Origin of the sequence: Kaistia defluvii, from assembly GCF_040548815.1 — a bacterium.
GTDB classification, from domain to species: domain Bacteria; phylum Pseudomonadota; class Alphaproteobacteria; order Rhizobiales; family Kaistiaceae; genus Kaistia; species Kaistia defluvii_A.
In genome coordinates this window covers 1,227,960-1,252,863 of sequence record NZ_JBEPSM010000001.1, presented here as the reverse complement: position 1 = coordinate 1,252,863, position 24,904 = coordinate 1,227,960, and the positions used below count along the sequence as shown (strand labels likewise).

22 protein-coding genes are annotated in these 24,904 nt (G+C 66.2%); 15 read left to right on the top strand and 7 right to left on the bottom strand.

Features of this window, described 5'->3' with window-relative positions:
- The first annotated feature begins 121 nt into the window (after nt 1-121).
- Together ABIE08_RS05915 and thiD are read left to right on the top strand one after the other, a co-directional pair.
- Nucleotides 122-1,063: a DMT family transporter gene (locus tag ABIE08_RS05915; protein ID WP_354549421.1), complete on the top strand. Its 942-nt coding sequence runs from the start codon at nt 122-124 to the stop codon at nt 1,061-1,063.
- 19 nt (nt 1,064-1,082) lie between these two features.
- Nucleotides 1,083-1,880, top strand: coding sequence for a bifunctional hydroxymethylpyrimidine kinase/phosphomethylpyrimidine kinase (gene thiD / locus ABIE08_RS05910; protein ID WP_354549420.1), 798 nt, complete (start codon nt 1,083-1,085; stop codon nt 1,878-1,880).
- 10 nt (nt 1,881-1,890) lie between these two features.
- On the opposite strand, the gene ABIE08_RS05905 is transcribed toward thiD, so the two are convergent.
- Complete coding sequence (locus ABIE08_RS05905; protein ID WP_354551597.1) at nt 1,891-3,144, bottom strand: mechanosensitive ion channel family protein; 1,254 nt, start codon at nt 3,142-3,144, stop codon at nt 1,891-1,893.
- A 373-nt stretch (nt 3,145-3,517) separates the two neighbouring features.
- Complete coding sequence (locus ABIE08_RS05900; protein ID WP_354549419.1) at nt 3,518-4,366, bottom strand: fumarylacetoacetate hydrolase family protein; 849 nt, start codon at nt 4,364-4,366, stop codon at nt 3,518-3,520.
- A 199-nt stretch (nt 4,367-4,565) separates the two neighbouring features.
- Between ABIE08_RS05900 and ABIE08_RS05895 the strand changes: the two genes are divergently transcribed.
- The 5 genes from ABIE08_RS05895 to ABIE08_RS05875 all read left to right on the top strand — a co-directional run bounded on the left by ABIE08_RS05895 (nt 4,566) and on the right by ABIE08_RS05875 (nt 9,377).
- Nucleotides 4,566-5,159, top strand: a complete 594-nt coding sequence (locus ABIE08_RS05895) for a LysE family translocator (protein ID WP_354549417.1) — start codon at nt 4,566-4,568, stop codon at nt 5,157-5,159.
- A gap of 76 nt (nt 5,160-5,235) precedes the next feature.
- Complete coding sequence (locus tag ABIE08_RS05890) at nt 5,236-6,045, top strand: UDP-2,3-diacylglucosamine diphosphatase (RefSeq protein ID WP_354549416.1); 810 nt, start codon at nt 5,236-5,238, stop codon at nt 6,043-6,045.
- Nucleotides 6,042-7,073, top strand: coding sequence for a glycosyltransferase family 4 protein (locus tag ABIE08_RS05885; protein ID WP_354549415.1), 1,032 nt, complete (start codon nt 6,042-6,044; stop codon nt 7,071-7,073). Before ABIE08_RS05890 ends, ABIE08_RS05885 begins: the two co-directional genes overlap by 4 nt.
- A 35-nt stretch (nt 7,074-7,108) precedes the next feature.
- On the top strand, nt 7,109-8,080 hold the full coding sequence (locus tag ABIE08_RS05880; protein WP_354549413.1) for a threonine ammonia-lyase: 972 nt from the start codon (nt 7,109-7,111) through the stop codon (nt 8,078-8,080).
- A gap of 109 nt (nt 8,081-8,189) precedes the next feature.
- Entirely contained in the window at nt 8,190-9,377 is a 1,188-nt protein-coding gene (locus ABIE08_RS05875; RefSeq protein ID WP_354549412.1) for an MFS transporter, read from the top strand.
- Here the strand turns inward: ABIE08_RS05875 and dgcA are convergent.
- Nucleotides 9,346-10,329 (bottom strand): N-acetyl-D-Glu racemase DgcA, encoded by a 984-nt coding sequence (gene dgcA / locus ABIE08_RS05870; RefSeq protein ID WP_354549411.1) that lies wholly within the window; start codon nt 10,327-10,329, stop codon nt 9,346-9,348. The genes ABIE08_RS05875 and dgcA overlap by 32 nt on opposite strands.
- Nucleotides 10,326-11,339 carry an N-acetyltransferase DgcN gene (dgcN, locus tag ABIE08_RS05865; protein ID WP_354549409.1) on the bottom strand — a complete coding sequence of 338 codons (1,014 nt, stop codon included), beginning with the start codon at nt 11,337-11,339 and terminating at the stop codon, nt 10,326-10,328. The genes dgcA and dgcN overlap by 4 nt, the downstream gene beginning before the upstream one ends.
- Nucleotides 11,340-11,487: 148 nt before the next feature.
- Here dgcN and ABIE08_RS05860 point away from each other — a divergent pair, with 148 nt between their 5' ends.
- From ABIE08_RS05860 to ABIE08_RS05845, 4 genes are read left to right on the top strand one after another with little or no spacing between them, the layout of a single operon-like run.
- Nucleotides 11,488-12,624, top strand: a complete 1,137-nt coding sequence (locus tag ABIE08_RS05860) for an ABC transporter permease (RefSeq protein ID WP_354549408.1) — start codon at nt 11,488-11,490, stop codon at nt 12,622-12,624.
- A 2-nt stretch (nt 12,625-12,626) separates the two neighbouring features.
- Nucleotides 12,627-13,421, top strand: coding sequence for an ABC transporter ATP-binding protein (locus ABIE08_RS05855; RefSeq protein WP_354549406.1), 795 nt, complete (start codon nt 12,627-12,629; stop codon nt 13,419-13,421).
- Nucleotides 13,421-14,791, top strand: coding sequence for an MlaD family protein (locus ABIE08_RS05850; protein WP_354549405.1), 1,371 nt, complete (start codon nt 13,421-13,423; stop codon nt 14,789-14,791). The genes ABIE08_RS05855 and ABIE08_RS05850 overlap by 1 nt, the downstream gene beginning before the upstream one ends.
- A 59-nt stretch (nt 14,792-14,850) precedes the next feature.
- Nucleotides 14,851-15,423 (top strand): ABC-type transport auxiliary lipoprotein family protein, encoded by a 573-nt coding sequence (locus tag ABIE08_RS05845; RefSeq protein ID WP_354549404.1) that lies wholly within the window; start codon nt 14,851-14,853, stop codon nt 15,421-15,423.
- 366 nt (nt 15,424-15,789) lie between these two features.
- Here the strand turns inward: ABIE08_RS05845 and ABIE08_RS05840 are convergent, their stop codons facing one another.
- From ABIE08_RS05840 to parE, 3 genes are all read right to left on the bottom strand, one after another.
- Entirely contained in the window at nt 15,790-17,391 is a 1,602-nt protein-coding gene (locus ABIE08_RS05840; RefSeq protein WP_354549403.1) for a DEAD/DEAH box helicase, read from the bottom strand.
- 147 nt (nt 17,392-17,538) lie between these two features.
- The gene (locus tag ABIE08_RS05835) at nt 17,539-17,982 is read right to left on the bottom strand and encodes a hypothetical protein (protein ID WP_354549401.1); all 444 of its coding nucleotides are present in this window, start codon (nt 17,980-17,982) and stop codon (nt 17,539-17,541) included.
- Between the two features lie 95 nt (nt 17,983-18,077).
- Nucleotides 18,078-20,129 carry a DNA topoisomerase IV subunit B gene (gene parE / locus ABIE08_RS05830; protein ID WP_354549400.1) on the bottom strand — a complete coding sequence of 684 codons (2,052 nt, stop codon included), beginning with the start codon at nt 20,127-20,129 and terminating at the stop codon, nt 18,078-18,080.
- Between the two features lie 551 nt (nt 20,130-20,680).
- Between parE and ABIE08_RS05825 the strand changes: the two genes are divergently transcribed.
- The 4 genes from ABIE08_RS05825 to ABIE08_RS05810 all read left to right on the top strand — a co-directional run bounded on the left by ABIE08_RS05825 (nt 20,681) and on the right by ABIE08_RS05810 (nt 24,901).
- The gene (locus ABIE08_RS05825) at nt 20,681-21,505 is read left to right on the top strand and encodes a tetratricopeptide repeat protein (RefSeq protein ID WP_354549399.1); all 825 of its coding nucleotides are present in this window, start codon (nt 20,681-20,683) and stop codon (nt 21,503-21,505) included.
- A gap of 280 nt (nt 21,506-21,785) precedes the next feature.
- Entirely contained in the window at nt 21,786-23,921 is a 2,136-nt protein-coding gene (locus ABIE08_RS05820) for an OmpA family protein (RefSeq protein ID WP_354549397.1), read from the top strand.
- A 9-nt stretch (nt 23,922-23,930) separates the two neighbouring features.
- Nucleotides 23,931-24,065, top strand: a complete 135-nt coding sequence (locus ABIE08_RS05815) for a hypothetical protein (protein WP_354549396.1) — start codon at nt 23,931-23,933, stop codon at nt 24,063-24,065.
- Nucleotides 24,062-24,901, top strand: coding sequence for a hypothetical protein (locus ABIE08_RS05810; RefSeq protein WP_354549395.1), 840 nt, complete (start codon nt 24,062-24,064; stop codon nt 24,899-24,901). The genes ABIE08_RS05815 and ABIE08_RS05810 overlap by 4 nt, the downstream gene beginning before the upstream one ends.
- Nucleotides 24,902-24,904: the final 3 nt, after the last annotated feature.

The window sequence follows — 24,904 nt, the reverse complement described above, 5'->3', positions numbered from 1 at the left end:
CCAGGCCTTTAAGCGGTTGCGCCTTCCGTCAGCCGGGTCCTATGATCGAGGGCAGAAGCCGGTCGCGTCCTCCGCGGCCCATCAATCAAGAAACGGGCCGCCCCCCGGTCCGATCGGTCTCATGGAAACGCCAGAACGGGGCCAGCCGCTATTCGGCGTGCTGCTCAAGATCATTTCGACCATCGCCTTCACGGCGATGGCGACGCTGATCAAGTACATCTCGGACAGCTATCCGCCGGGAGAGGTCGCCTTCTTCCGCTCGGCCTTCGCCCTGATCCCGGTGCTGATCTGGGTGGCGTGGCTGGGCAATTTCCCGTCCGTATTCATCACGCCGCGCATCGGCGGCCACGTGCTGCGCTCGATCGCCGGCGCGACTTCCATGTTCTTCGGCTTTTCCGCACTTGCCCGCCTGCCGCTCTCGGACGCGACCGCCATCGGCTACGCCTCGCCGCTGCTGACCGTCGTGCTCGCCGCCGTGCTGCTCAAGGAGGCGATCCGCGTCTATCGCTGGACGGCGGTGGTGATCGGGCTGATCGGCGTGCTGGTCATCCTGTCGGATTATGTCGGGCCGGAGAGCGGACCCGACCGCAGCACGCTCGGCGCCGTGTTCTCCATCCTGGCCGCCTTCTTCGGCGCGCTGGCTGCGACTCAGACCCGACGGCTGACCTGGGTCGAATCGCCCGGCACGATCGTCGTCTATTTCTCGATCTTCACCGCCATCTTCATGCTGGTGACGGCGCCGTTCGGCTGGGTGGTGCCGGACTGGGAACACGTGCCGTTCCTGGTCGGCGCCGGCATCTTTGGCGGGATCGGGCAGGTGCTGCTGACGCAGAGCTACCGCTATGGCGAGGCGTCGCTGATCGCGCCCTTCGAATACATCTCGATGCTCTGGGCGATCATCGTCGGCTACCTGCTGTTCCATTCCACGCCGAGCGTCACCATGCTGGTGGGTTCGGGGATCGTGATTGCATCCGGCATGTTCGTGATCTATCGCGAGCATCGGCTTGGCCTGAAGCGCAACCGCGAGCGCGCGGCCAAGACGCCAGCCGGCCCGGGCACCTGAGAGACAAGGACAAGCCGATATGACAGCCATCGCCGTTACCATAGCCGGCTCGGATTCGGGCGGCGGCGCCGGCATCCAGGCCGATCTCAAGACCTTCTCGGCGCTTGGCGTCTATGGCGCCTCGGTGATTGCGGCGCTGACGGCGCAGAACACGTTGGGCGTCACCGGCATCCACGACGTGCCGGCGGAATTCGTCACCCAGCAGATCGACGCGGTGTTTTCGGATCTCGCCGTCGATGCGGTGAAGATCGGCATGCTGTCGCAGCCGGGCGTCATCCGCGCCGTTGCCGAGGGGCTTGACCGCTACGCCCAGCGCAATGTCGTGCTCGACCCGGTGATGGTGGCGACCAGCGGCGACATGCTGTTGCGCGAGGAATCGGTCGCCGTGCTGATCTCGGACCTGCTGCCGCGCGCGGCGCTCGTCACGCCGAACCTGCGCGAGGCGGCGCGGCTGCTCCAGGCCGATGTGGCGGAGGACGAGGCCGGCATGGAGCGCCAGGCGGAGGCGATCCTGCGCCTCGGCGCGCACGCCGTGCTGATCAAGGGCGGCCATGGCACCGGCCCGGAGAGTGCCGACCTGCTGGTTTCGGCCCAGGGCAAGCGATGGTTCCACGCCCCGCGCATCGACACGCTGAACACGCACGGCACCGGCTGCACGCTCTCCTCGGCGATCGCCGCCGGCCTCGCGCGCGGGCTGGCGCTGGATCCGGCGGTCGACGAGGCCAAGCGCTATATCACCGAGGCGATCTCAGCCGCCGACCGCCTGCAGATCGGCCGCGGCCACGGACCGGTGCATCATTTCCACAAATGGTGGTGAGCGATCCGGATCACGCCGGCTCGGCAATGGACGCCCGCGCCGTCCGGCGCAGACTCGGGGCCAGGGTCTTGAGATCGTGGCCGCTCGGGTTCTGGAAGATGCGCAGGTCGAATTCCGGCAGGATGGCATAGAGGTGATCGAAGATGTCCGACTGGATGCCTTCGTATTCCGCCCAGGCAATGGTGTTGGCGAAGGCGTAGATCTCGATCGGTAATCCGTCGGCGGCCGGCACCATCTGGCGCACGAGGATCGTCATATCCTGGCGAATGCCGGGATGATGGCGCAGATAAGTCTCCACATAGGCCCGGAAGATGCCGACATTGGTCGATCGCCGGCGGTTCGCGGCGAAATTGGCGCGTTCGCCGAGCTTGCTGTTCCAGGCTTCCAGTTCCGCCTGCTTGTTCTGGAGATAGGTCTCCAGCATGCCGAACTGGGCGAGCTTGCCATATTCGGACGGATCCACGAACCGGATGCTGGTCTGGTCCAGGTGCAGCGAGCGCTTGATGCGGCGGCCGCCTGATTCCTGCATGCCCCGCCAGTTCTTGAACGGGTCGGTGACCGGTGTGCGGATCGGCAGCGTCGTGATCGTCTTGTCCCAGTTCTGCACCTTGACGGTGTGAAGCGCGATTTCGATCACGTCGCCATCGGCGTTCTGGTCCGGCATTTCGATCCAGTCGCCGACGCGGACCATGTCCGTCGAGGATATCTGGATGCCGGCCACCAGAGAGAGAAGCGTGTCCTGGAACACCAGGATGAGGACGGCGGCCATGGCGCCAAGACCGGACAGGAGGATGATCGGCGACTTGTCGATCAGGGTGGCGATGATGAGCAGCGTTGCGATCACATAGACGGCGATCTTCACGACCTGGATGTAGCCCTTGATCGGCTTCAGCCGGGCGGAGGGGCGGCGGTGATAGAGCGTGTCGACGATATTCAGCGTCGCGCTGACGGATAGCGCCAGCGACAGGATGATGAAGGCATTGGCGACGTTCTGGACGATCGTGACGACACCGGGCGGCAGATCGGGAATGAGCCCGATGCCGGTGGAGACGACGAAGGCCGGCATGATGTTGGCGAAGCGCTCGATCGCGCCATGGCGACGGATCTGCTCGTCGCGGCCATAGGCCGTCAGGCCGATGAAGTGATTGAAGAGGCGCAGCAGCAGCGCCTTGACGACAAAGTTGGCGAAGAGAGCGGCCAGGATGAGCGCGAACAGGGCCAGCAGCGGACTGAGCCAAAGGTGTTGCGCGAAAATTGGATCGATGCTGTTCACCGTTACTCCTCTGGAGGCGTGAACGGCGCCTGGCCCCGGGCGGCTGTCTTCTGCCGGGGCGGCTGTGCGCCGGATGGAGGCATCGGTGCCCGAGGGACATAGCCCGCGCGCCAAGGCGGGGCCGGCCGATACCGGAAGGGGCGGCGGGCTGCCTGGAAAGGCCGGCCGCAACCGCGCGATTGAGGCTCGGCCAGCGAGCTTGGCTGGACTTTGCGCAACCAGGGGGTGCGCCGAGCAAGGGGCAGGGTGCCTGCCCGAGCCGGCTGCGTCAATGCTGGGGGCGCATCGAGGCTCCATGCAAACAAAAACGGCCGACGCGGGGCGTCGGCCGTTCTTCAATTCGTCAGGCTTTGTCGTCGGGCAATCAGCCCTTGTAGGCGACGAATTCCTGCTCCTGGTCGCCCAGGCCCTGGATGCCGAGGCGGACCTTGTCGCCGGGCTTCAGGAAGCGCGGCGGCTTCATGCCCATGCCGACGCCCGGAGGGGTGCCGGTGGTGATGACGTCGCCCGGATCGAGCTGCAGGAACTGGCTGATGTAGCTGACCACATGGGCAACGCCGAAGATCATCGTCTTGGTGTTGCCGGTCTGGACGCGCTCGCCGTTCAGGTCGAGATACATGTCGAGATTCTGGATGTCGGCGATCTCGTCGGGGGTGACGAGCCAGGGGCCGAGCGGACCGAAGGTCGGCGAACCCTTGCCCTTCATCCACTGGCCGCCGCGCTCTGTCTGGTAGGCGCGCTCGGAAACGTCGTTGCAGACCGCATAGCCGGCGACGTAGTTGATCGCGTCCGCTTCCGAAACGTAGCTTGCGGTCTTGCCGATGACGATCGCCAGCTCGACTTCCCAGTCGGTCTTTTCCGAACCCTTGGGGATCGTGACGTTGTCGTTCGGGCCGACGATGCAGTTCGGGGCCTTGTTGAACAGGATCGGCTCGGCCGGGATCGGCATGTTGGTTTCATGCGCGTGGTCGACATAGTTCAGGCCGACGGCGATGAAGTTGCGCGTGCCGTTGACGACCGGGCCAAGGCGCGTGCCGGCGGGCACGACCGGCAGGGAAGCCGGGTCAACCTTGGCGATCGTGTCGATCGCGCCGTTCTTGAGCGTCTCGGGGGTGATGTCGGAAACGACGCCCGAAAGATCGCGAATGGTGCCGTCCTTGGCGACAAGGCCCGGCTTCTCCGAGCCAGCGGCCCCGAAACGTACGAGTTTCATTGATAGTTCTCCGTGTTGGCGGGCGGATATTGGTCGAGGGGGCGCTGGCTTGCAAGAGCAGATGTCTGACGACTGGAGCAATGCAGCTTGGCCCACAGGGAACAACTGCGCGCCGACCTTCGCCTGGAGACGAAATGTCAGTATTATTGACCTATCGCAACGGCCATGGCATGGATGAAGCCGGTCTCGGGAGGACCTCATGGAACATGTGCTGGCCGTTCTCGGCTTCACGGCGGTGATGGCTTTCACCCCGGGGCCGAACAACACGATGCTGATGATCTCCGGCGCGAATTGGGGCGTCGTGCCGACCGTGCCGCATATTCTCGGCATCACGGTCGGCTTCCCGCTGATGGTGTTCGCCGTCGGCATGGGACTCGGCGGCGTGTTCGAGACCTACCCCTTGCTGCACGAAATCCTGAAATACGTCTCCTTCGCCTATCTGCTTTATCTTGCCTGGAAACTGGCGCGGGCCGGGCGGCATGATTCCGACGGCACGAAGCAGGGCAAGCCGATGAGCTTCCTCTCCGCCGCGTTGTTCCAGTGGGTCAATCCCAAGGCCTGGATCATGGCCGTCAGTGCCATGGCGCTGTTCGTGCCGGCCGGAAGCCCGATGCTGTCGGGCGTCCTGCTGCTGGTGGGCGCTTCCGCGCTGATGTCGCTGCCCTCGGCGGCGGCCTGGTGCCTGTTCGGCACGGCGATCTCTCGCTTCCTCGACAGCGATCGCCGCATCGCCATCTTCAACGCGCTGATGGCCCTCCTTCTCGTCCTTTCGACGCTGCCGACCCTCTTCTGAAAGACTGTCACAAATCTGTGGCGTGTGTCGGCTAAGCAATCGACACCGGTCTCTTGGATGAGGACGAATCAAGATCATGTCGAGCGGTGTCGCTCCCCGTCATCTCCGCACGCTGTTCCTGTCGGATATTCATCTCGGCACGCGCGGAAGTCAGGCTGAACTTCTGCTCGACTTCCTGAAGTGGCACGACGCCGAGACGATCTATCTGGTCGGCGATATCATCGACGGCTGGCGCCTGAAGAAGAGCTGGTATTGGCCGCAGGCGCATAACGACGTCGTGCAGAAACTACTGCGCAAGGGCCGCAAGGGCGCGCGGCTCGTCTATATCCCCGGCAATCACGACGAATTCCTGCGCGATTATCTCGGCCTGCAGATGGGCGGCGTCGAACTGGCCGACCGCATCATTCACGAGACGGCGGACGGCAAGCGGCTGCTCGTCATGCATGGCGACCAGTTTGACGTGGTCGTGCGCCATGCCAAGTGGCTCGCCTTCCTCGGCGACCATGCCTACAACTTCGCGCTGGCGCTCAATACCGTCGTCGGCAAGGTGCGCCGCAAGCTCGGCTTCGAATACTGGTCGCTGTCGGCCTGGGCCAAGCTCAAGGTCAAGAACGCCGTCTCCTTCATCGGCGCCTTCGAGCAGGCGCTGCTGACCGAGGCGAAGCGGGTCGGCGCCGATGGCGTCGTCTGCGGCCACATCCATCACGCGACCATCCGCGAAGACCTCGGCATCCGCTACATCAACACCGGCGACTGGGTGGAAAGCTGCACGGCGATCGTCGAGCATCATGACGGGCGGATCGAAATGATCCGCTGGGGCGAAGTTGCCAGCCAGTACGCAGTCGAATTCGACGATGAGCCGGAGATCGACAAGGTCGCCGCATGAGCCGGATCCTGATCGCGAGCGACGCCTGGCATCCGCAGATCAACGGGGTCGTGCGCACGCTGGAGCGGTTGTCGCGACATCTGCCGGAGTTCGGCGCCGAAGCGACGATGCTGACGCCCGAAGGCTATCGCACGGTTCCGTGCCCGACCTATCCCGAGATCCGGCTGACCATCGCCGCGCCGGGAGCGATCGGGCGGCGGCTCGACGAGGCAGCGCCCGACCATGTCCACATCGCCACCGAAGGTCCGATCGGCTACGCCGTGCGCCGCTGGTGCCGCAAGCGCGGCCGCATCTTCACGACCAGCTACCACACCCGCTTTCCCGAATATCTCGCCGCGCGGCTGCCGGTGCCGGTCGACTGGACCTATGCTGCCCTGCGCGCCTTCCACAATTCCGGCGCCGGCTGCATGGTCGCGACCGCCTCGCTGCAGGATGAACTGGCTGGGCGCGGATTCACCCATCTGATGCGATGGTCGCGCGGCGTCGATGCCGACCTGTTCGATCCGGCGCGGCGAAGCGAGATCCTGGATCTGCCGCGGCCGATCTTCCTTTATGTCGGGCGCGTCGCAGTCGAGAAGAACATCGGCGCCTTTCTCGATCTCGACCTGCCGGGCAGCAAGGTGGTGGTCGGCGACGGGCCCGCGCTCGAGACGCTGAAGCGCGCCCATCCCAAGGTCTCGTTTCTGGGCGCCAAGGTCGGCGAGGCTCTCGCCAATGTCTATGCGGCGTCGGATTGCTTCGTCTTCCCGAGCCGCACCGACACGTTTGGTGTCGTCATGCTCGAGGCGATGGCCTCGGGCCTGCCGGTGGCGGCATTCCCGGTGGCCGGGCCGCGCGATGTCGTCGGCGGCACGGGGGCAGGGGTGCTGGACGAGGACCTGCGCAAGGCGGCCCTGGCGGCGCTCGATATCCCGCGCGCGCATTGCCGAACGGTGGCGCTGCGCCATTCCTGGCAGGCGGCGACGCGGCAGTTTCTGGATAATGTGATCGCCGCGCAAAAAAGCTGCGCCGCAAGCGCTTTCGTGTAACCTCTGCCTGTCCCCCCGTGGCCGTTGGCAGAGTCATGACACCCACCATCGACGATATCCGCATGGCAGCGAAGCGCATCGCTGCCGAAGCCGTCCGCACGCCGCTGCTCGCGAGCACCGCGCTCGACGAGATCACCGGCGGTCGCGTCTATCTTAAATGCGAGAACCTGCAGCGCACCGGCTCGTTCAAGTTTCGCGGCGCCTACAACGCCGTTGCCTCGCTGAGCGAGACGGAGCGGGCGCATGGCGTCGTGGCTTCGTCCTCCGGCAACCACGCGCAGGGCATCGCCGAGGCGGCCCGGCTGTTCGGCGTGCCGGCGACCATCGTCATGCCGCACGATGCGCCGTCCTCGAAGCGCGACGGCACACGCCGGCGCGGCGCGTCGATCGTCGACTACAATCGCGCCACCGACGATCGCGATGCGCTGACGGCCTCGATCGTCGCCGATACCGGCGCCGAGTTGATCCATCCCTATAATGACGGCCGCGTCATTGCGGGGCAGGGCACGATCGGCCTGGAGATCGCCGAGGACCTGGCCCGGCGTGGCGAACAGGCCGATATCGTCATGGTCCCCTGCGGTGGCGGCGGCATGTCGGCTGGCATCAGCCTCGCCATCGCGGCCGAGAGCCCGAGCACGCAGGTCTATCTCGCCGAGCCCGAGGGCTTCGACGACTATGCGCGTTCGCTCGCCTCGGGCTCCGTCCAGCGCAATGCGCGCACTAATGGCTCGATCTGCGATGCACTGATGGCGCCGCAGCCCGGCGCGATCGGCTTCGCGATCAACCGGGCGACCGGCGCGCATGCCGTGTCCGTTTCCGATGCCGAGGCGCTAGCTGCCGTGGCCTTCGCCTTTCGCACGCTGAAGCTGGTGGTCGAACCCGGCGGCGCCGCCGCCCTGGCCGGTCTGCTCTCCGGCCGGATCGATGCGCGCGGCAAGACCGTGGCGATCCTGCTTTCCGGCGGCAATATCGATCTGGATGTTCTGGAGCGCGCGCTCGCCGCGTGATACCGGCAGGCGCCCGGCATACCGGGCGTCCCGACTCAACGGGCGCATTCCTCGCGCTCTTTCCAATCTTGCCGCGAACCCTCGCGGGCTTTCAGGTCCACAGGCACTCATGGTCGCTGCGCCGCTCTATTTTGGCCCTCGCATCTCGCTTTTCTATGCCGGCTATTTCTTCATCGGCGGCCTGATGACGCCGTTCTTTCCGGTCTGGCTGCATCTGCGCGGGCTGACGCCGGAACAGATCGGCGTGTGCCTGGCGCTGCCGCTGGCGGCGCGCCTGCTGTTCATGCCGCTCGGCAGCGCCTTCGCCGACCGTGCGCCGAACCGCCGCTTCGCGGTCATCATCTTCGCGCTGCTCGGGCTGCTCTTCTTCATCCCGGCCACGATGGTCGGCGGCTACTGGCCGATCCTCATCCTGACCGGCATCGCGACGGCGACCGTCGGCCTGACCATGCCGGCGATCGACGCGCTGGCGCTGACGGGCGTGCGCCGCTTCGGGCTCGACTATGGCAAGATGCGCGTCTGGGGCTCGATCAGCTTCATCGTGGTGAGCCTCGCCGGTGGCGTGGTGTTCGGGCATTTTGGCCCCGGCGTGCTCTCCCCCATGCTGATCGGCGGCTATGTCGTCGCTGCGCTGTCCGCCTTCCTCCTACCGGTCACGCCGCCCGACATCCGCGCCGCCGATGACGCGGCCAAGCCGGAGGCGGTTTCGGCGCGCTCGATCCTGACCAGCCGAAGCTTCCTCGTCGTGATCGCCTCGTCCGCTGTGATCACGGCGACGCATGCCGTCTTCTATAGCTTCGGCACTATCCAGTGGGAGAAGCTCGGCTTCAGCGGCGCCGAGATCGGCGTGCTGTGGTCCTCGGGCGTCGTCGCCGAAATCGGCATGTTCGCCCTTTCGGGCAGGGCGCTGCGCAAGATCGCGCCCGAGCGGCTGATCCTGCTCGGCGCCATCGCGGCGATCGTCCGGTGGTCGCTGTTTCCGCTGGCGACCGGGATCTGGTTCTCGCTGGCGCTGCAGATGCTGCACGCCCTGACCTTCGCGGCCGTCTATGCCGGCATGCAGCTGGCGATCGCCCGCGACGTGCCGGAAGAGATGACGGCCTCGGCGCAGGGGATCTGGCAGACGACCTCGGGCCTGGCGCTGGCGCTGGCAACCCTGCTGGCAGGGCCGCTCTACGGCCATCTCGGCGCGGCTGCGTTCCCGGTGATGACGATTGGTGGCGTCATCGCCGTGATCGTGCTGATGCTGCCCAAGGCGCGGCGGGTCAGCCCCACAACGCCGGGGACGGCGGGCTGACCAGGCTTCCCTCGTAGACGAGACCTGGCGACCGGTCGCGGGCCAGAAGCAGCGGTCCGTCGAGATCGACGAAGGCTGCGTCCTGGGCCAGAAGCACCGCCGGCGCCATGGCGAGCGACGTGCCGACCATGCAGCCAACCATCAGCGCGAAGCCATGCGCCTCGGCGGCGGCGCGGAGCAGCAGTGCCTCTGTCAGGCCGCCCGTCTTGTCGAGCTTGATGTTGATCGCGTCATAGCGCCCGGCCAGATGGCCGAGATCGTCGGCGACATGCAGGCTCTCATCGGCGCAGACAGCGACGGGCCGGTCGGCATGTTCGAGCCAATCGTCCTGGCCGGCCGGCAGCGGCTGTTCGATCAGTTCGACGCCGGCCTCGACGCAGGCGCGCATGTTGGCGTCGAAATTGTCGCGCGACCACGCTTCGTTGGCGTCGACGATGATCCGGCTCGTGGGCGCGCCGCGCCGCACCGCGGCGATCCGCTCGCGGTCGCCATCGCCGCCGAGCTTCACCTTGAGGAGAGGGCGGTGGGCGGCGACCCGCGCCGCCTGCTCCATGCTTTCGGGCGTACCGAGGCTCAGCGTATAGGCGGTCACGAGCGCCCTCGGCGTGGAAAGCCCCAACCGTTCCGCCACGGGCACGCCGCTCTGCTTGGCTTCCAAATCCCAGAGCGCGCAATCGATCGCATTGCGGGCCGCGCCCGGCGGTATGGCCCCGCGCAACGTTTCGCGGTCCGGCTGGGCGGCGTAGGTCGCCAGGGCTTCTCGCAGGGTTGCCACCACGCCCTCGACCGTCTCGCCGTAGCGGGCATAGGGCACGCATTCGCCGCGTCCAGTCGCGCTGCCGTCGGAAAGCGTGACGACCACAACATGCGCTTCGGTGCGCGCGCCGCGGGAGATGACGAAGCTGCCGGCGATCGGCCAGCTTTCGACCTCGACGAAAAAGGAGAACGTCATGGGCGCGGAAAGTCCTGCTGGATCCGGTCGACGATGGGCTGGACGCCGGTGCGGATCGGGTCGACGGCGGGAATGCCATGCTGCGTCGCTGCCGCGTCGAGCGTGGCGCGCGCCGTTTCGTCGTCGAGCGCCTGGGTGTTGATGGCGATGCCGACGCAACGGATCGCCGGGTTGGTCAGCCGGCCGCAGGCGACCGTGAGGTCGATGACCTCCTGGATCGAGGGCAGGGGATGCGCCACGCCGCGCATGGCGGTGCGCGTCGGCTCGTGGCAGACGACGAAGGCGTCCGGCTGCGCCCCATGCAGCAGGCCGAGCGTCACGCCCGCGAAGGATGGGTGGAACAGCGAGCCCTGCCCCTCGATCAGGTCCCAATGATCGGCATCCGCCTCCGGCGAGAGCCATTCGACTGCGCCGGAGATGAAATCGGCGACGACGGCATCGATCGCGACGCCGCGGCCGGAGATGAACACGCCGGTCTGGCCCGTCGCGCGGAAGTCGGCATCCATGCCGGCCGCGCGCATGCCGCGTTCGAGCGCGAGCGCCGTGTATTTCTTGCCGACCGAGCAGTCGGTGCCGACGGTCAGCAGGCGCAGGCCGCTCCGCTTCGTGCCCTTGCCGGTGGCGAAGGTCTGCGTCGTATGGCGCACATCATGCAACTGGCGGCCCGACCGCTCCGCGGCGGCGCGGATCGCCTCGACGTCGCGGAGTCGGGAGTGCAGGCCGGTTGCAACGTCCAGGCCGGCATCAAGCGCCTCGACGATCGAGGCGACCCAATGATCGGGCAGGACACCGCCGGCATTGACCGCGCCGACGATCATCGTGCGAACCCCGGCGGCGCGCGCTTCCGCGATCGTCATGTCGGGAATCTCAGCGTCGGCCCGGCAGCCGGCGAGTCGCAATTGCCCCTTGCACCATTCCGGCCGCCAATCGACGATGCCAAGGGCTGTTTTGGCCGCCAGAGCGTCAGGAACGTCACCCAAAAACAACAGGTAGGGTGTTGCGATCTCCATCCTGACATCCTTTCCGGCCAAGGGCTTGCCCCGGCTTCCTTGCTCGTGCGATCACCATCCAGTGACGGGAGCTTAGGAGGCGCCCGGCGGCGCCACAAGGCCGCCTGCGATCTCCATCCCGAATGCAGGCTTCGAACGCGGAGCGGTCGTGGCAACGGCAACAGCGGCGCAACTGGATTTCTCGGATGCCGATGGGCAGGCTCGGTTACGGGCGGTGGGCTCGTGGACCGTGCGCACCGTTGGCGGCCTCGAGGAATCCATCGACAAAGCGATCACCGATGTTTCCGGCGCGACGGTCATCGATCTCTCCGGCATCGACCATATCGACACGGCCGGTGCCTGGCTGCTCACGCGCCTTCAGCGCGGCCTGAGCGCCAAGGAGAGCGCCGTCTCCATGGAGGGCGCTTCCGAGAACGCCCAGCGGCTGCTGGACGCGCTCAGTCCGACGGAGCGCGAGCTCCCGCCATCGCCGCCGCAGATCGGCGTCGCGCATGAAATGGTCGAGGCCGTCGGACGGACCATGTATCTTTCCTGGCAGGACTTCCTCGCCGGCCTCAACATTCTCGGCGGCGTCACCCGCGGCTTCGTCAAGGCTGTGCGCCATCCCGCGCGGTTCCGCATCACGTCGATCGTCTTCCATATCGATCGCACCGGGCTGCGCGCCGTTCCCATCATCACGCTGATGTCGCTTCTGATCGGCGCGATCATCGCGCAGCAGAGCGCCTTCCAGCTGCGGGCGTTCGGCGCGGAGATCTTCTCCGTTGACCTCGTCGCCATCCTGGTGCTCCGCGAAATCGGCGTTCTGCTGACGGCGATCATGATCGCCGGCCGTTCCGGCAGCGCCATCACGGCCGAAATCGGCTCGATGAAGATGCGCGAAGAGATCGACGCGCTCAGTGTCATCGGCGTCGATCCCGTCGAAGTGCTGATCATGCCGCGCATCTTCGCGCTGATCCTCGCTCTGCCGATGCTCGTCTTCCTGGCCGATATTGCGGCGCTTGTCGGCGGCGGCCTGGTCAGCTGGGTCTATATCGGCATCACGCCCGGCGCCTTCATCGACCGGGTGCGGGACGCCGTGGCGCTCAACACCCTGTTCGTCGGTCTGATCAAGGCGCCGTTCATGGCGCTGATCATCGGCATCATCGCGGCCTCAGAGGGACTGAGCGTGCGCGGCAGCGCGGCCTCTCTCGGCCAGCACACGACCGCTTCTGTCGTGAAGGCGATCTTCATGGTGATCGTCGTCGACGGTCTCTTCGCGCTCTATTTCGCTGCGGTGAATTACTGATCATGGCTGAAGCGTTGACCGGCCATGGCAGGGAGAAGGAAGTCGTCATCCGGGGGCGGGGCATAACCGTCGGCTTCGGCGACCGGCTGATCCTGGAAAATCTCGACATCGACGTCTATCGCGGCGAAATCCTGGGAGTCGTCGGCGCATCCGGCACCGGCAAGTCGGTTCTGCTGCGCACGATCCTCGGGCTGCAATCGAAGCGCGCGGGCTCGGTCGAGATCCTCGGCACGCCCTATGACGATGCCGATCCCGAAACCCGCGCCTCGATCGACCGGCGTCTCGGCGTGCTGTTCCAGCAGGGGGCGCTGTTCTCGTCGCTGACCGTGCTGCAGAACGTCGAATTCCCGATGCGCGAGCACCTTCATCTTTCGCAGCGCCTGATGGACGAACTGGCCCGCGTGAAGATCGACCTGGTCGGCCTCGCGCCGGAGGCGGCGGACCGCCTGCCGGCCGAGCTTTCCGGCGGCATGATCAAGCGCGCCAGCCTGGCGCGGGCGCTGGCGATGGATCCGGCCATCGTGTTCCTCGACGAACCGACCTCGGGCCTCGATCCGATCGGCGCGGCCGAGTTCGATGAACTGATCGCCACCCTGCGCGATACTTTGGGGCTGACGGTGTTCATGGTAACCCATGACCTCGACAGCCTGCACACCGTCTGCGACAGAATCGCGGTATTGGGCGAACGTCATGTGCTGATCGAGGGAACCATGCAGGATATGCTGGATTTCGATGATCCCTGGGTACAGAAATATTTCCGCGGCGTGCGTGCACGTCGCGTGGAGAACGAAGCTTAATGGAAACGCGCGCCAACTATGCAACGATCGGACTGTTCACGCTGGGCGTGATCGTTGCTTGTTTCGTCTTCATCTACTGGCTTGCGCGTTATGACGAGAGCGGCATCCGCAAGCCGTTGCGCATCCTCATTCCCGGATCCGTCGCTGGCCTGGCTCCCGGCAGCCAGGTTCTCTTCAACGGCATCAAGGTCGGCGAAGTGAACACGCTCCGGATCAATCCGGAAGATCCGAACCAGGTCGAGGCGATGGTCTCCGTCGACCCGAACCAGCCGATCAAGGCCGACACCAAGGCTTCGTTGGGCATCCAGGGCTTGACGGGTATCGCCTATATCGAGCTCAAGGGCGGCACGGGCACGCTTCCTAACCTGCTGGACCAGCAGGGGATACCGACGCTGAACGCCCAGGGTTCGGGCCTGCAGGACCTGATTGCCAGCGCCCAGGAACTGGTCGCTAAGGTCAATACGGCCGTCGACCGGGTGAACGGCTTCATCGATACGTCGGAGCCGGCGCTGACCAGCTCGGTCAAGAACATCCAGACCTTTACCGATGCGCTCGCCGCGAACTCGGAAGGCGTCAAGGAATTCATGAGCAATTTTGGCGACCTGTCCAAGCGGATCGGCTCGCTGTCCGAAAGCCTGAGCGGCGTCGTCGGCAAGGCCGACAAGATCATCTCGGCGATCGACCCGACCAAGGTCGCTGATACGCTCGGCAACATCGACAAGGTGACCGCAAGGCTCTCCGCCTCAGCGGACAACATCCCTGAGATCGTCGCCAACGTGAAGCAGATCTCCGAGCAGCTTGAAAAGGCGCTGGACGGGGCGCAGCAGATCATCGCCGCGATCCAGGTCGAGGCGGTCAAGAGCACGATCAACGACATCGCCACGGTCGCACGGCGCGTCCAAACCGCCACGGTCGACGTGAACAAGATCGTCGCGGATGCCGGCCAGACGGTCGCGGACGCCAAGTCCTTCGTCGCCAACATCAAGACCAAGCAGCCCGACATCGACGTGATCGTCGACAATACGCGCGACATGGTCCAGAAGCTGAACGCCGCCTCGACCCGGATCGACGGCATCCTCGGCAAGGTCCAGGATCTCGTCACCGACCCGAACGGCAAGAACTTCTTCGCCGAGGCCACGGCCGCCGCCGCCGCGATCCGCAAGGTCGCGGAAGCCTTCTCCGGCAAGGCGGGCCAGATCGCCGACAACCTCGCGAGCTTCTCCGGACAGGGCCTTCGCAATGTCGACGGTCTGGTCGATCAGCTCCGCCGCACGACGACCCGCTTTGACTCGACGCTCAACTCAATCCAGAGCAATCCGCAGCGACTGATTTTCGGCAACCCGGGCGTACAGGACTACAATCGCAAATGACTGGGGTACGACAAGCCATGCGTTCTGTGCGTCTATCCCTGCCTGCGGGGACCGTTTCGATGCTCCTCGCCGCCACGCTGCTCTCGGGCTGCGTCAGCAAGCTGCTGACCGCGCCGCCGCCGGCCACCTATGACCTGGCCGGCGTCGAATCGGCGCCCTCCGTCAAGCGGCGGACCTCGGCGCAGGTTCTGGTGCCGGAGCCCTTCGCGCTGCAGACGCTGGCGAGCCAGCGTATCGTGGTCACGCGCGGCCCGCTCGTCGCCTATTATCCGAATGCTCAGTATCCCGACACGCTGCCGCGACTGGTGCAGAGCCGGGTGATCCAGGCGTTCGAGAAGTCGAAGGGCGTCCGCGCCATCGGCCGACCGGGCGAGGGGCTGTCGATCGACTACCAGCTGCTGACCAACATCCGCACCTTCGCCTTTGACGTGACGCCGTCGGGCCGCTTCGCCGAGATCGAGATCTTCACGCAGATCATGAACGATCGCACCGGCAAGGTCGTCGAGGCCAAGCTGTTCAAGGCCTCGGTGCCTGTCGCCGAAGATACGGCGCCGGCCGCCGTGACCGGCCTCAACGCAGCGCTGGACCAGGTGCTGGTCGAGATGGTCGCCTGGGCGGTCCCGCGCCTCTAAGGCAGCTGAGCTTCGCAGAGACCTCACGCCACCCCTTCGCCATAGGCGGGCGAGGGGGGCGTCTGATCGTGGCCTGTCGGCGGTAGTTATGCAGCCGGCCGGGAGATGGTCTCGCACCGGCCCGGTATAGGCCTGCCACCGACCAAACGATCGCGGGCGCGCCACAGGCTGCGCCATTAAGCGCCGTGCCGTAAGCCGGCACCTCGGAACCAACTTCGAAATATCTGGATACAAAAAAGCCGCGCGGCGGGCGCGGGCGGCAGGCTGTTCGTCGGCCGGGTGACGGGCGCCATGCGCCGATCGTCACCACCATGCCGCCGTAGCCCGGCGGCATGGAAGGATGCCGCCTGGCGGCATCCGAATGGATCAGGAAGAGGACGAGGTCGGCAGGCGGACCGGGCGCAGCAGGAACTGCGGCACGTGATCGCCCAGACCGATCACCTTGTCGTCCGGCTCGTTCCGGTCGCGGCGATCATGACGGGGACGGTCGCGCTGATCCCGCTGATCGCGGTCGCGGCGCGGCGATTCCGGCTGCTGGCGAACTGCTTCCTGCTGGCGCGGTGCCTCAGGCTGGCGGGGCGCTGCGTCGAGCTGGCGCGGTGCCGGCTGCTGCTGGCGGCGCGGTGCCTCCGGCTCTGCCTTCTGCGGCGCGGCCTCGGGGGCTGCGGCCTCGGCGGCGACCGGCTGGGCCTCCGTCGCTTCTTCAGCCGATTTCTCGACCTGGCGGGCGACGCTCGAACGCGATGCGCGCGGCTTGCGCTCGCGCTCGCCGCTGCGCGGCTCGTCGCTCTTGCTGCGGCCACGGCCGCGGCCAGCGGCGGGTGCCGCCGCTTCGTCGGTCGCAACCGGCTCGCCGATCCACTCGACGCCATCGCCGGTCAGCTTGTCGATCGCGGACAGATATTTCTGGTCCGACGGAGCGACGAGGGTGATGGCGGTGCCCGAACGTCCGGCGCGGCCGGTACGGCCGATGCGGTGGACATAGTCGTCCGCATGGGTCGGGATGTCGAAATTGAACACGTGGCTGACATCGGGGATGTCGAGGCCGCGCGCCGCGACGTCGCTGGCAACCAGCAGCGTCAGGCGGTTGTTCTTGAATGCGTCCAGCGTCGCCATGCGGGCGCGCTGATCCATGTCGCCATGCAGCGCGCCGACCGAGAAGCCATGCTTCTCCAGCGAGCGGGCGAGGACGGCGACGTCGCGCTTGCGATTGCAGAAGATGATCGCGTTCTTCAAATCGACCGCGTTGCGGATCAGCTCGCGCAGCGTCTCGCGCTTGTCGAAGGCCTCGCGGCCGGTATGCACGAAGAGCTGCTTCACCGTCTTCGCCGTGGTCGCCGGCTTGGCGACCTCGATACGGATCGGGTTGGACAGGAACGTGTCGGCGAGGCGCTGGATTTCCGACGGCATGGTTGCCGAGAAGAACAGCGTCTGGCGCGTGAAGGGGATCAGCTTGGCGATGCGCTCGATATCGGGAATGAAGCCCATGTCGAGCATGCGATCGGCCTCGTCGATGACGAGGATCTCGACGCCGGTCATCAGAAGCTTGCCGCGCTCGCAATGGTCGAGCAGGCGGCCCGGCGTGGCGATCAGAACGTCGACGCCGCGATCGAGCTTCTTTTCCTGGTCGTTGAACGAGACGCCGCCGATCAGAAGGGCGACGTTCAGCTTATGGTTCTGGCCGTAGTTGTTGAAGTTTTCCTCAACCTGCGCTGCCAGTTCGCGGGTCGGTTCGAGGATCAGCGTGCGGGGCATGCGCGCACGAGCGCGGCCCTGCTCCAGCAGCGTGATCATCGGAAGCGTGAAAGATGCTGTCTTGCCGGTGCCGGTCTGGGCGATTCCCAGGACGTCACGCCGTGCGAGCACATGCGGGATGGCCTCTGCCTGGATCGGCGTCGGCGTGGTGTATCCGCTTGCCTCAACGGCAGCCAACACTTTCGGGCTCAGTCCGAGCGTAGAGAAGGTCATGTTTTGAAAAGGGGCCCAAAGCCCGATGGGACGGCAAACAGGCGCATCGCCATCGATGAAAGATGCACGCAAATACGAGATTTTGCGTGGTCTTGTCAATTGTTTCGCGAAGAGTGGCTGAATCCTGCCGCTTCTGGCGGCCGGATTTTAGTTGCTGGCCGGTCCGAAACGATAGTTCTCATCGTCGCCGATGAAGAGTTCATAGCTCTCCTTGGCGTCGCCGGCAGCCGGATCGACCAGCTCCAGGAAAACACTGAGACCGTCCGCATCCGTCTCGACGACGAAATCGCCGATGTTGCGCTTGAGGTCGACCATCTCCTTGATGTCGACATTGCGGGACACCGTCATCGCGCCATCGGCGCCGCGCTCGAGCCACTGCACGAAGAGGCGCGCCGTCGGTCCCGCGCCGCTGCGGTCGATGACGATGCGATAGGTGCCCTTGTGGCCGTCCTTATCCCAGGCGCCGACGGTGCGGACGTCCTGGATCGAGGGCGGCAGGGCGGCGATGCCGTCCGTGACCGGATCGGCGCGGAGAGGGGCGGCGGCGGCCGCGGTAAGGATGCAGGCGGCGAGAAGCGTGCGAACGATCATCGGTGAACCTCCGTGGAGCGCGGCGCCGCTAGGGGCGAAGCCGCGTGGCGTCGACCGCTTCCATGGGCCGACTGGAATTCTGGGCGGTCGTCCGCTCAGATATCGAGTTCCTTCACGAACACGGCCCGCTCCTGGATGAAGCGGAAGCGTTCTTCCGGCCGGTTGCCCATCAATTGCTCGACGACATCCTGGGTAACGGAAATGTCGCCGTCCGTGATGCCGACCCGAAGCAGGGTGCGCTTCGAGGGCTCCATGGTCGTCTCCTTGAGCTGGCCCGGCAGCATTTCGCCAAGGCCCTTGAACCGGCCGATTTCGACTTTGCCCTTGCCCTTGAACTCGGTGCCGAGCAGCTCTTCCTTGTGCTTGTCGTCGCGCGCATAGAGCGTCTTGCCGCCCTGGCTGATGCGGTAGAGCGGCGGCACGGCGAGGTAGAGATGGCCCTTGTCGATCATCTCCGGCATCTCGCGATAGAAGAAGGTGATCAACAGCGAGGCGATATGGGCGCCGTCGACATCGGCGTCGGTCATGATGATGACCTTGTCGTAGCGAAGGTCGTCGTCGCGATAATGGTTGCGTGCGCCGACGCCCAGCGCCTGCATCAGGTCGGTGAGCTGCTGGTTCTGCGCCAGCTTCTCGCGACCGGCATTGGCGACGTTGAGGATCTTGCCGCGCAGCGGCAGGACCGCCTGGCTGGCGCGGTTGCGCGCCTGCTTGGCGGAGCCGCCTGCCGAGTCGCCCTCGACGATGAAGATCTCGCTGCCCTGGGCGGCCGTCTGGCTGCAATCGGCCAGCTTGCCCGGCAGGCGGAGCTTGCGCACTGCCGACTTGCGATTGACTTCCTTTTCCTGGCGGCGGCGCAGGCGCTCCTCCGCGCGCTCGATCACCCAGTCGAGCAGGCGCGAGGCTTCCTGCGGGGCTGCGGTCAGCCAATGGTCGAACGGGTCGCCGATCGCCTTCTCGACGATGCGGGTCGCCTCGGCGGTCGAAAGCTTGTCCTTGGTCTGGCCGACGAATTCCGGCTCGCGCACGAAGACCGACAGCATCGCCGCGCAGGACGTCATCACGTCCTCGGCGGTGATGGCGGAGGCGCGCTTGTTGCCGGAAAGTTCGGCATAGGATTTGAGGCCGCGGAGCAGGGCCATGCGCAGGCCCTGTTCATGCGTGCCGCCCTCGGCCGTCGGAATGGTGTTGCAGTAGGAGCGGACGAAGCCATCGCCCGGATACCAGGCGATCGCCCATTCCGCCGCGCCATGGCCGCTGGCCTTGTCGGTGCGGCCGGCGAAAATCTGGCTGGTGACCATCTTCTCGTTGCCGAGCTCGGCGGCGAGGAAGTCCTTGAGGCCCGCCGGGAAATGGAACACGGCGGTCGTGGGCGTCGCGGCGTCGGGCTTGATCAGCTCCGGCGCGCAGGTCCAGCGGATCTCGACGCCGCCGAAAAGGTAGGCCTTGGACCGCGTCATGGCGAACAGGCGCTCGGGACGGAAATGCGCGCCGACGCCGAAGATCTGTTCGTCCGGCTTGAAGCGGGTCTTGGTGCCGCGACGGTTGTGAACCTCGCCGACCGCCTCGAGCTTCGAGGTCGCGTGGCCGCGCGAGAAGGTCTGGCGATACAGGCGCTTGCCGCGCGCGACCTCGACCTCGAGGATTTCCGAGAGCGCGTTCACGACGGAGATGCCGACGCCATGCAGACCGCCGGAGGTCTCGTAGACCTTCGAATCGAACTTTCCGCCCGAATGCAGCGTCGTCATGATGACTTCGAGCGCGGACTTGTCCTTGAACTTCGGATGCGGGTCGACCGGAATGCCGCGGCCATTGTCGGTGACGGTGACGCTACCATCGGCGGAGAGCTCGACATCGATGAAGGTCGCATGGCCGGCGACGGCCTCGTCCATCGAGTTGTCGATCACCTCGGCGAAGAGATGGTGCAGGGCCTTTTCGTCGGTGCCGCCAATATACATGCCGGGCCGGCGCCGCACCGGCTCCAACCCTTCGAGGACTTCGATGTCGGCGGCCGAATAGCTCGCCTCCGCGCTCGGCGTCGGCGATGCCGACCGCCGCGGGGCGGCGGGTGCCTCGCGCAGGGCGGTTTCGGGCTTGATCACGCGTGCGGTCGCACCGGATCCGAAAAGGTCGTCGGTCTCTGCCATGGTCATCCGTAACTGTGTGGCCGTTGCAATGGCTTGGTCGAGGCGGCGAATCAAGACGGAATTTTGCCACGCCCGGCGGTAGGACGCGAGTGTGTTCCTTGTTTGTTCGATTCAGCGCCCTTTGTGCCCCAGCGTCGGCGCGGCGAGCATCCCGACACCCGTTTAGCGAGTCCGGTGGCCGGGTCACGATTCCATGTTGCGGGCGAGCAACAGTGCATTCGCAACTCGCCGCGTGTAGGTGCTGGCCGCCCCAATTGCCGCCTTTCAGCCATAAAGTGGAACGACCGTCCTCCTCATCCGGGGGCGGATAGGACAAACCTTGCGTATTGTCGGTACAAATTCTCATTGGTCTTCAGGGGTACACGTAGCTGTGATGGCGCGAACAGTAGAACGCAGCTGCAACGGCCTCGGAATCGCCCGAAACCAGTCCCATATTCGGGAAAATCCAACTCGCCGCGTCTTCGCGGCACAAATCGGGAACTTCGCTCCGGCGACCCTGGCGGCCATTGGGTCGGCGGCGGGCGCGAGCGTCAGGAATGGTGTGGCGTGCAATGCGAATTTGTAACGCGTTCGGCGGCGTCGCCCTCTTCGGGATCAGTGTGCTTGCCGGTCTTGGCGCGTGGTCGGGACAGGCATGGGCGCTGGATGCTCGGACCCTGGACCGCAATGCGACTCCGGTCGAGGCGTTCCGCTTCGGTTTCAACGCCTACAAGCAGGGCGACAAGACCACCGCGGTCGAAGCGCTGACCTTCGCAGCCGACAAGGGCCATGCGGTCGCCCAGTGGAAGCTGGGTCGCATGTATGCCGAGGGCGATGGCCTCACCAAGGACGACATGAAGGCGTTCGAGCTGTTCAGCGAGATCGCCGACGCCCATGCCGACGACAACCCGGATGCGCCTTCCGCGCGCTTCGTTTCCAATGCCTTTGTCGCGCTCGGCTCCTATTATCGCGACGGCATCCCCAACAGCACCGTGCAGCCCGATTTCAGCCGCGCCCGCCAGATGTTCTCCTATGCGGCATCCTATTTTGGCGACTCGGACGCGCAGCTCAATCTGGCGCGGATGTATTACGAGGGCGAGGGCGGCGAGCGCGATCCGCGCCAGGCCGCTCGCTGGGCCAAGCTGGCGGCCGACAAGGGCAATGTCGGCGCCCAGGCGCTGCTCGGTCACATGCTGTTCGAAGGCGATGGCGTGAAGCGCCAGCCGGTCGTCGGGTTGATGTTCCTGACCATCGCGCGGGATCGCTCCGGTCCCAGCGATCCCTGGATCCTGAAGCTGCAGGAACAGGCCTTCTCGGTGGCGACCGAGACGGAGCGCCGTACGGCCCTTGCGATGGCCGACGATTGGATCGGCAAAAATCCGCAAACGGTCCAGTAGCGGGCCTCCGCGCTGACATTCGCGCAACACACGCTATCTCCCTGATCGCCCCGGCAAGCTTGCCGGGGATGAAGACGCCGGATTGCTTGCGAGATGACCGCGAATGCGGTCAGGATTGCCTCCTGCAATCGTCTGTCGACCGGTTCGTCCCCAGGACGGGCCATCTGGACGGCGGGGAGGGAGAAGACATGAAGAGCAGCTCGGTTCAACGGGCCTGGTCGGGCTGGTTGTCTGGGTTGCGCCTTGGAAACGGGCGCCGGTTTCCGGCCGCGGGGGTGCCATGAGCGCCCTACGCCTTTCCCTCCTTCCCGGCCTCGTGCTGGTCACCATCCTCACCGTCTGGGCCCTGATCAGCCAGGCGGGAGAGGTTCAATCCGATATCGGCACCCGCGTCGACAATCAACTCGCGCTCGACGGCCAGCCCTGGGCGTCGGCCAAGATCAGCGGCCGTACCGTCACCGTGATGGGGACGTCGCCGACCTTGCTGGCGCAGCGCCTCGCGGTCGAATCCGCCGAGCGCGTTTGGGGCGTCGGCCGCGTCATCGACGGAAGCGGCGTCATCCCGCTCCAGCCCTCCTACACCTGGTCGGCATCGCGCGACGGCGATCAGGTCCGGATCCTGGGTTTTGTCCCTTCCGAGGAGGCAAAGCTGGCGGTTCTGGCCGCCGCGAGCCGCGAAATGCCCGATCTCAAGATTGAGGACAATCTGGTGCTCTCGCGCGGCCAGCCCGTGGGCTTCTTGGTCCTGACCGACTTTGCGCTGAAGCGCCTCGCGGAACTGGCGAAGGGTCATGTCGCGCTGACGGGCTCCAGCCTGACCATCGACGGGACGGCCATCGACGAATCGCGCTTCGCCTCGGCGGCGCGCGCGATCTCGTCGACCGTTCCGGGCGGCGGCCAGTTGCGAAACGTCCGCGTCCTGCCGCCTCTGAGCAAGGCCTTCACCTGGACCGTCACCTATGACGGCAAGTCGATCGAGCAGACCGGTTATGTGCCTTCGGTGGCGGTGCGGCGCGCGATCGCGGATGCGCTCGCCGTAGCGCTGCCTGGCGTTCCCATGGTCGACGCGACCCAGCTTGCCTCGGGCGGGCCGGAGGGCTTCTCCTTCGCCGCCGTCTTCGCGGCCTATCAGCTGGCACGTTTCAGCTCCGGCACGCTATCGATCGACGGATCGCTGCTCTCGGTCGAGGGCAAGGCCAAGACCGTCGCCGATTATGAAATGGCGCTGGCCGAAATCGAGGCGCGCCGCAGCCGGCGTGCGATCGGGGTCGGCATCGGCTCGATCGACCTGCTGCCGGCGCGGGTGGATCCCTATGTCTGGCGCGCCGACCGGACCGGCGACAGCATCGTCCTGACGGGCTACGTGCCGTCCGTGGAGGCGCATGACGAGATCCTCGGCGCGGCGGCGCGTCTGTTCCCGGACCTGGCTGTCACCGATCATGTGCGCGTGGCCGATGGCGACCCGAAGATGGACTGGATCGGCGCCCTCAAATATGCGCTGGAACAGCTTGCGTCACTGAGCAAGGGCTCCGTTTCCCTGACCGGCCGGCAATACGACATTGTCGGCGAGGCGGTCTCCACGACGGCCTATTCGAGCCTGACCGAAGCGCTGAAGAAGACGCTGCCGGCGAGCATGGAGCTTCGCCGGTCGGCGGTTTCGCCGGGCGCGGTCTCGCCCTTCGTCTTCGCGGCCGCCCGCGCGCCGGAGGCATTGCTGCTCAGCGGCTATGTGCCGACCGACGAGGTGGTGCAGAAGATCATCGCCTCGGCACGCCCGAAATTCGGGCCAGACCGGATCGAACTGCGCCTGCTGCTGGCCGGCGGCGCGCCGGATGGCTTCGTCGAGGTCGTCGATGCCGGTTTGCAGGCGATCAGCCGGCTGCAGGGCGGCCGCTTCGATCTCGTCGACAACAAGCTCTCGCTATCCGGCATCGCCGTGTCCGAGGGCGCGCGCGGCGATATCGAGGCGACCGTCAAGGCCACGCTGCCGGAAGGCTTCGATCTCGCGCCGTCGCTGATGGTGGCGGTCGGCGGCGACCCGCTGTCCGGGCCGGAGTGCCAGGCGGCGTTGCGGGCGGAGAGCGACCGCGAGAAGGTACAGTTCGATGGCGCAACCGCGCGCATCCTGTCCAGCAGCTTTGGGCTGCTCGACCGGATCGCCGCCGTCGTGCAGCGCTGCCCGGTCGCGACGGTCGAGATCGGCGCGCACACCGATTCCGCCGGCGGCACGCGCAAGAACCAGGCGCTCAGCGTCGAGCGGGCCAATGCCGTCGTCAACCATCTGGTGGCGGACGGCGTTCGGCGCGAGCGGCTCAATCCGGTCGGTTATGGCGGCAGCCGGCCGATCGCTTCGAACTCGAAGGCGGCTGGCCGCGCGCAGAACCGCCGGATCGAATTTGGCATTGTCGGGCAATAGGGAGCGGATATGGCTTACGTGATCGTGCACTATCTGCCCTTCATGATTGCCGCCGGGGCGCTCGGTTTCCTGGTCGGCTGGTGGGCGACGGGATCGCGCCGGCGCCAGATCGTCGACCACTCCGGGGATGGGGGCGCCGCGTGATCCTTCATGCCGCCGAAGTCTGGGTATCACTTGCCGTCTGCTTTGCGCTGGGCGGGCTGCTCGGCTCCATCCTGCAGCGGGCTATCGCGCTGACGGCGCTCGGCAAGCCGCAGGCAACACTCATTCGCGGGATCGATCGGGTGGTCCGCTGGCTGGATCGGCGCCTTCTGCCCTGGCGCGGCACCGTGCCGGCCGTGCTGCCGCAGACGGTGCCCGTGCCGCCGCCGGATTTCGGTCATGGGCTGGATGCCGCGATCGAGCCGGACGCGGGCGAGGCGGCCGCGCCGCGCTTCACGCTCGCTCCGCCGCTCCAGCATGACGAATTCGGATCTCAGGAAATGGCGCCGGCCGCGTCGCAGAAGCAGACCGAGGCCATCGCGCGCGGCGACGGCGCCGGCTTCCGGCCCTTGCCGCTGAGCGCGCCACGGCACGGCCAGGCCGATCCGCTCTATCTCATTCAGGGGATCACCAAGCGCCATGCCAGCCGCCTGGCGCAGGTTGGCATCTTCCACTTCAGCCAGATCGCCTCGTGGACGCCGCAGGAGGTGGCCTGGATCGCCGCCTATCTCGGCGCCGGCGACGGGCCGGTCGAGAAGGACTGGGTCGGGCAGGCAGTCCATTTTGCCGGCGCCGATGAGCCGCTCGAGGTCTTGGCAAGGAAGGCGGCGGTCAAGCGCAAGACGGCGAAGAAGATGCCGGTTGGCGACCAGCCGCTCCGGCGGAAGGCGGCCGCCGAGCCGAAGCCGCGATCGCCAAAGCCCAAGCGCCGAAGCAAGCCGAAGAAGCCGGCGGAATCGGCCACGGCAGCGGGCAAGGCGGAAGAGGGCGGCGAATAGCCG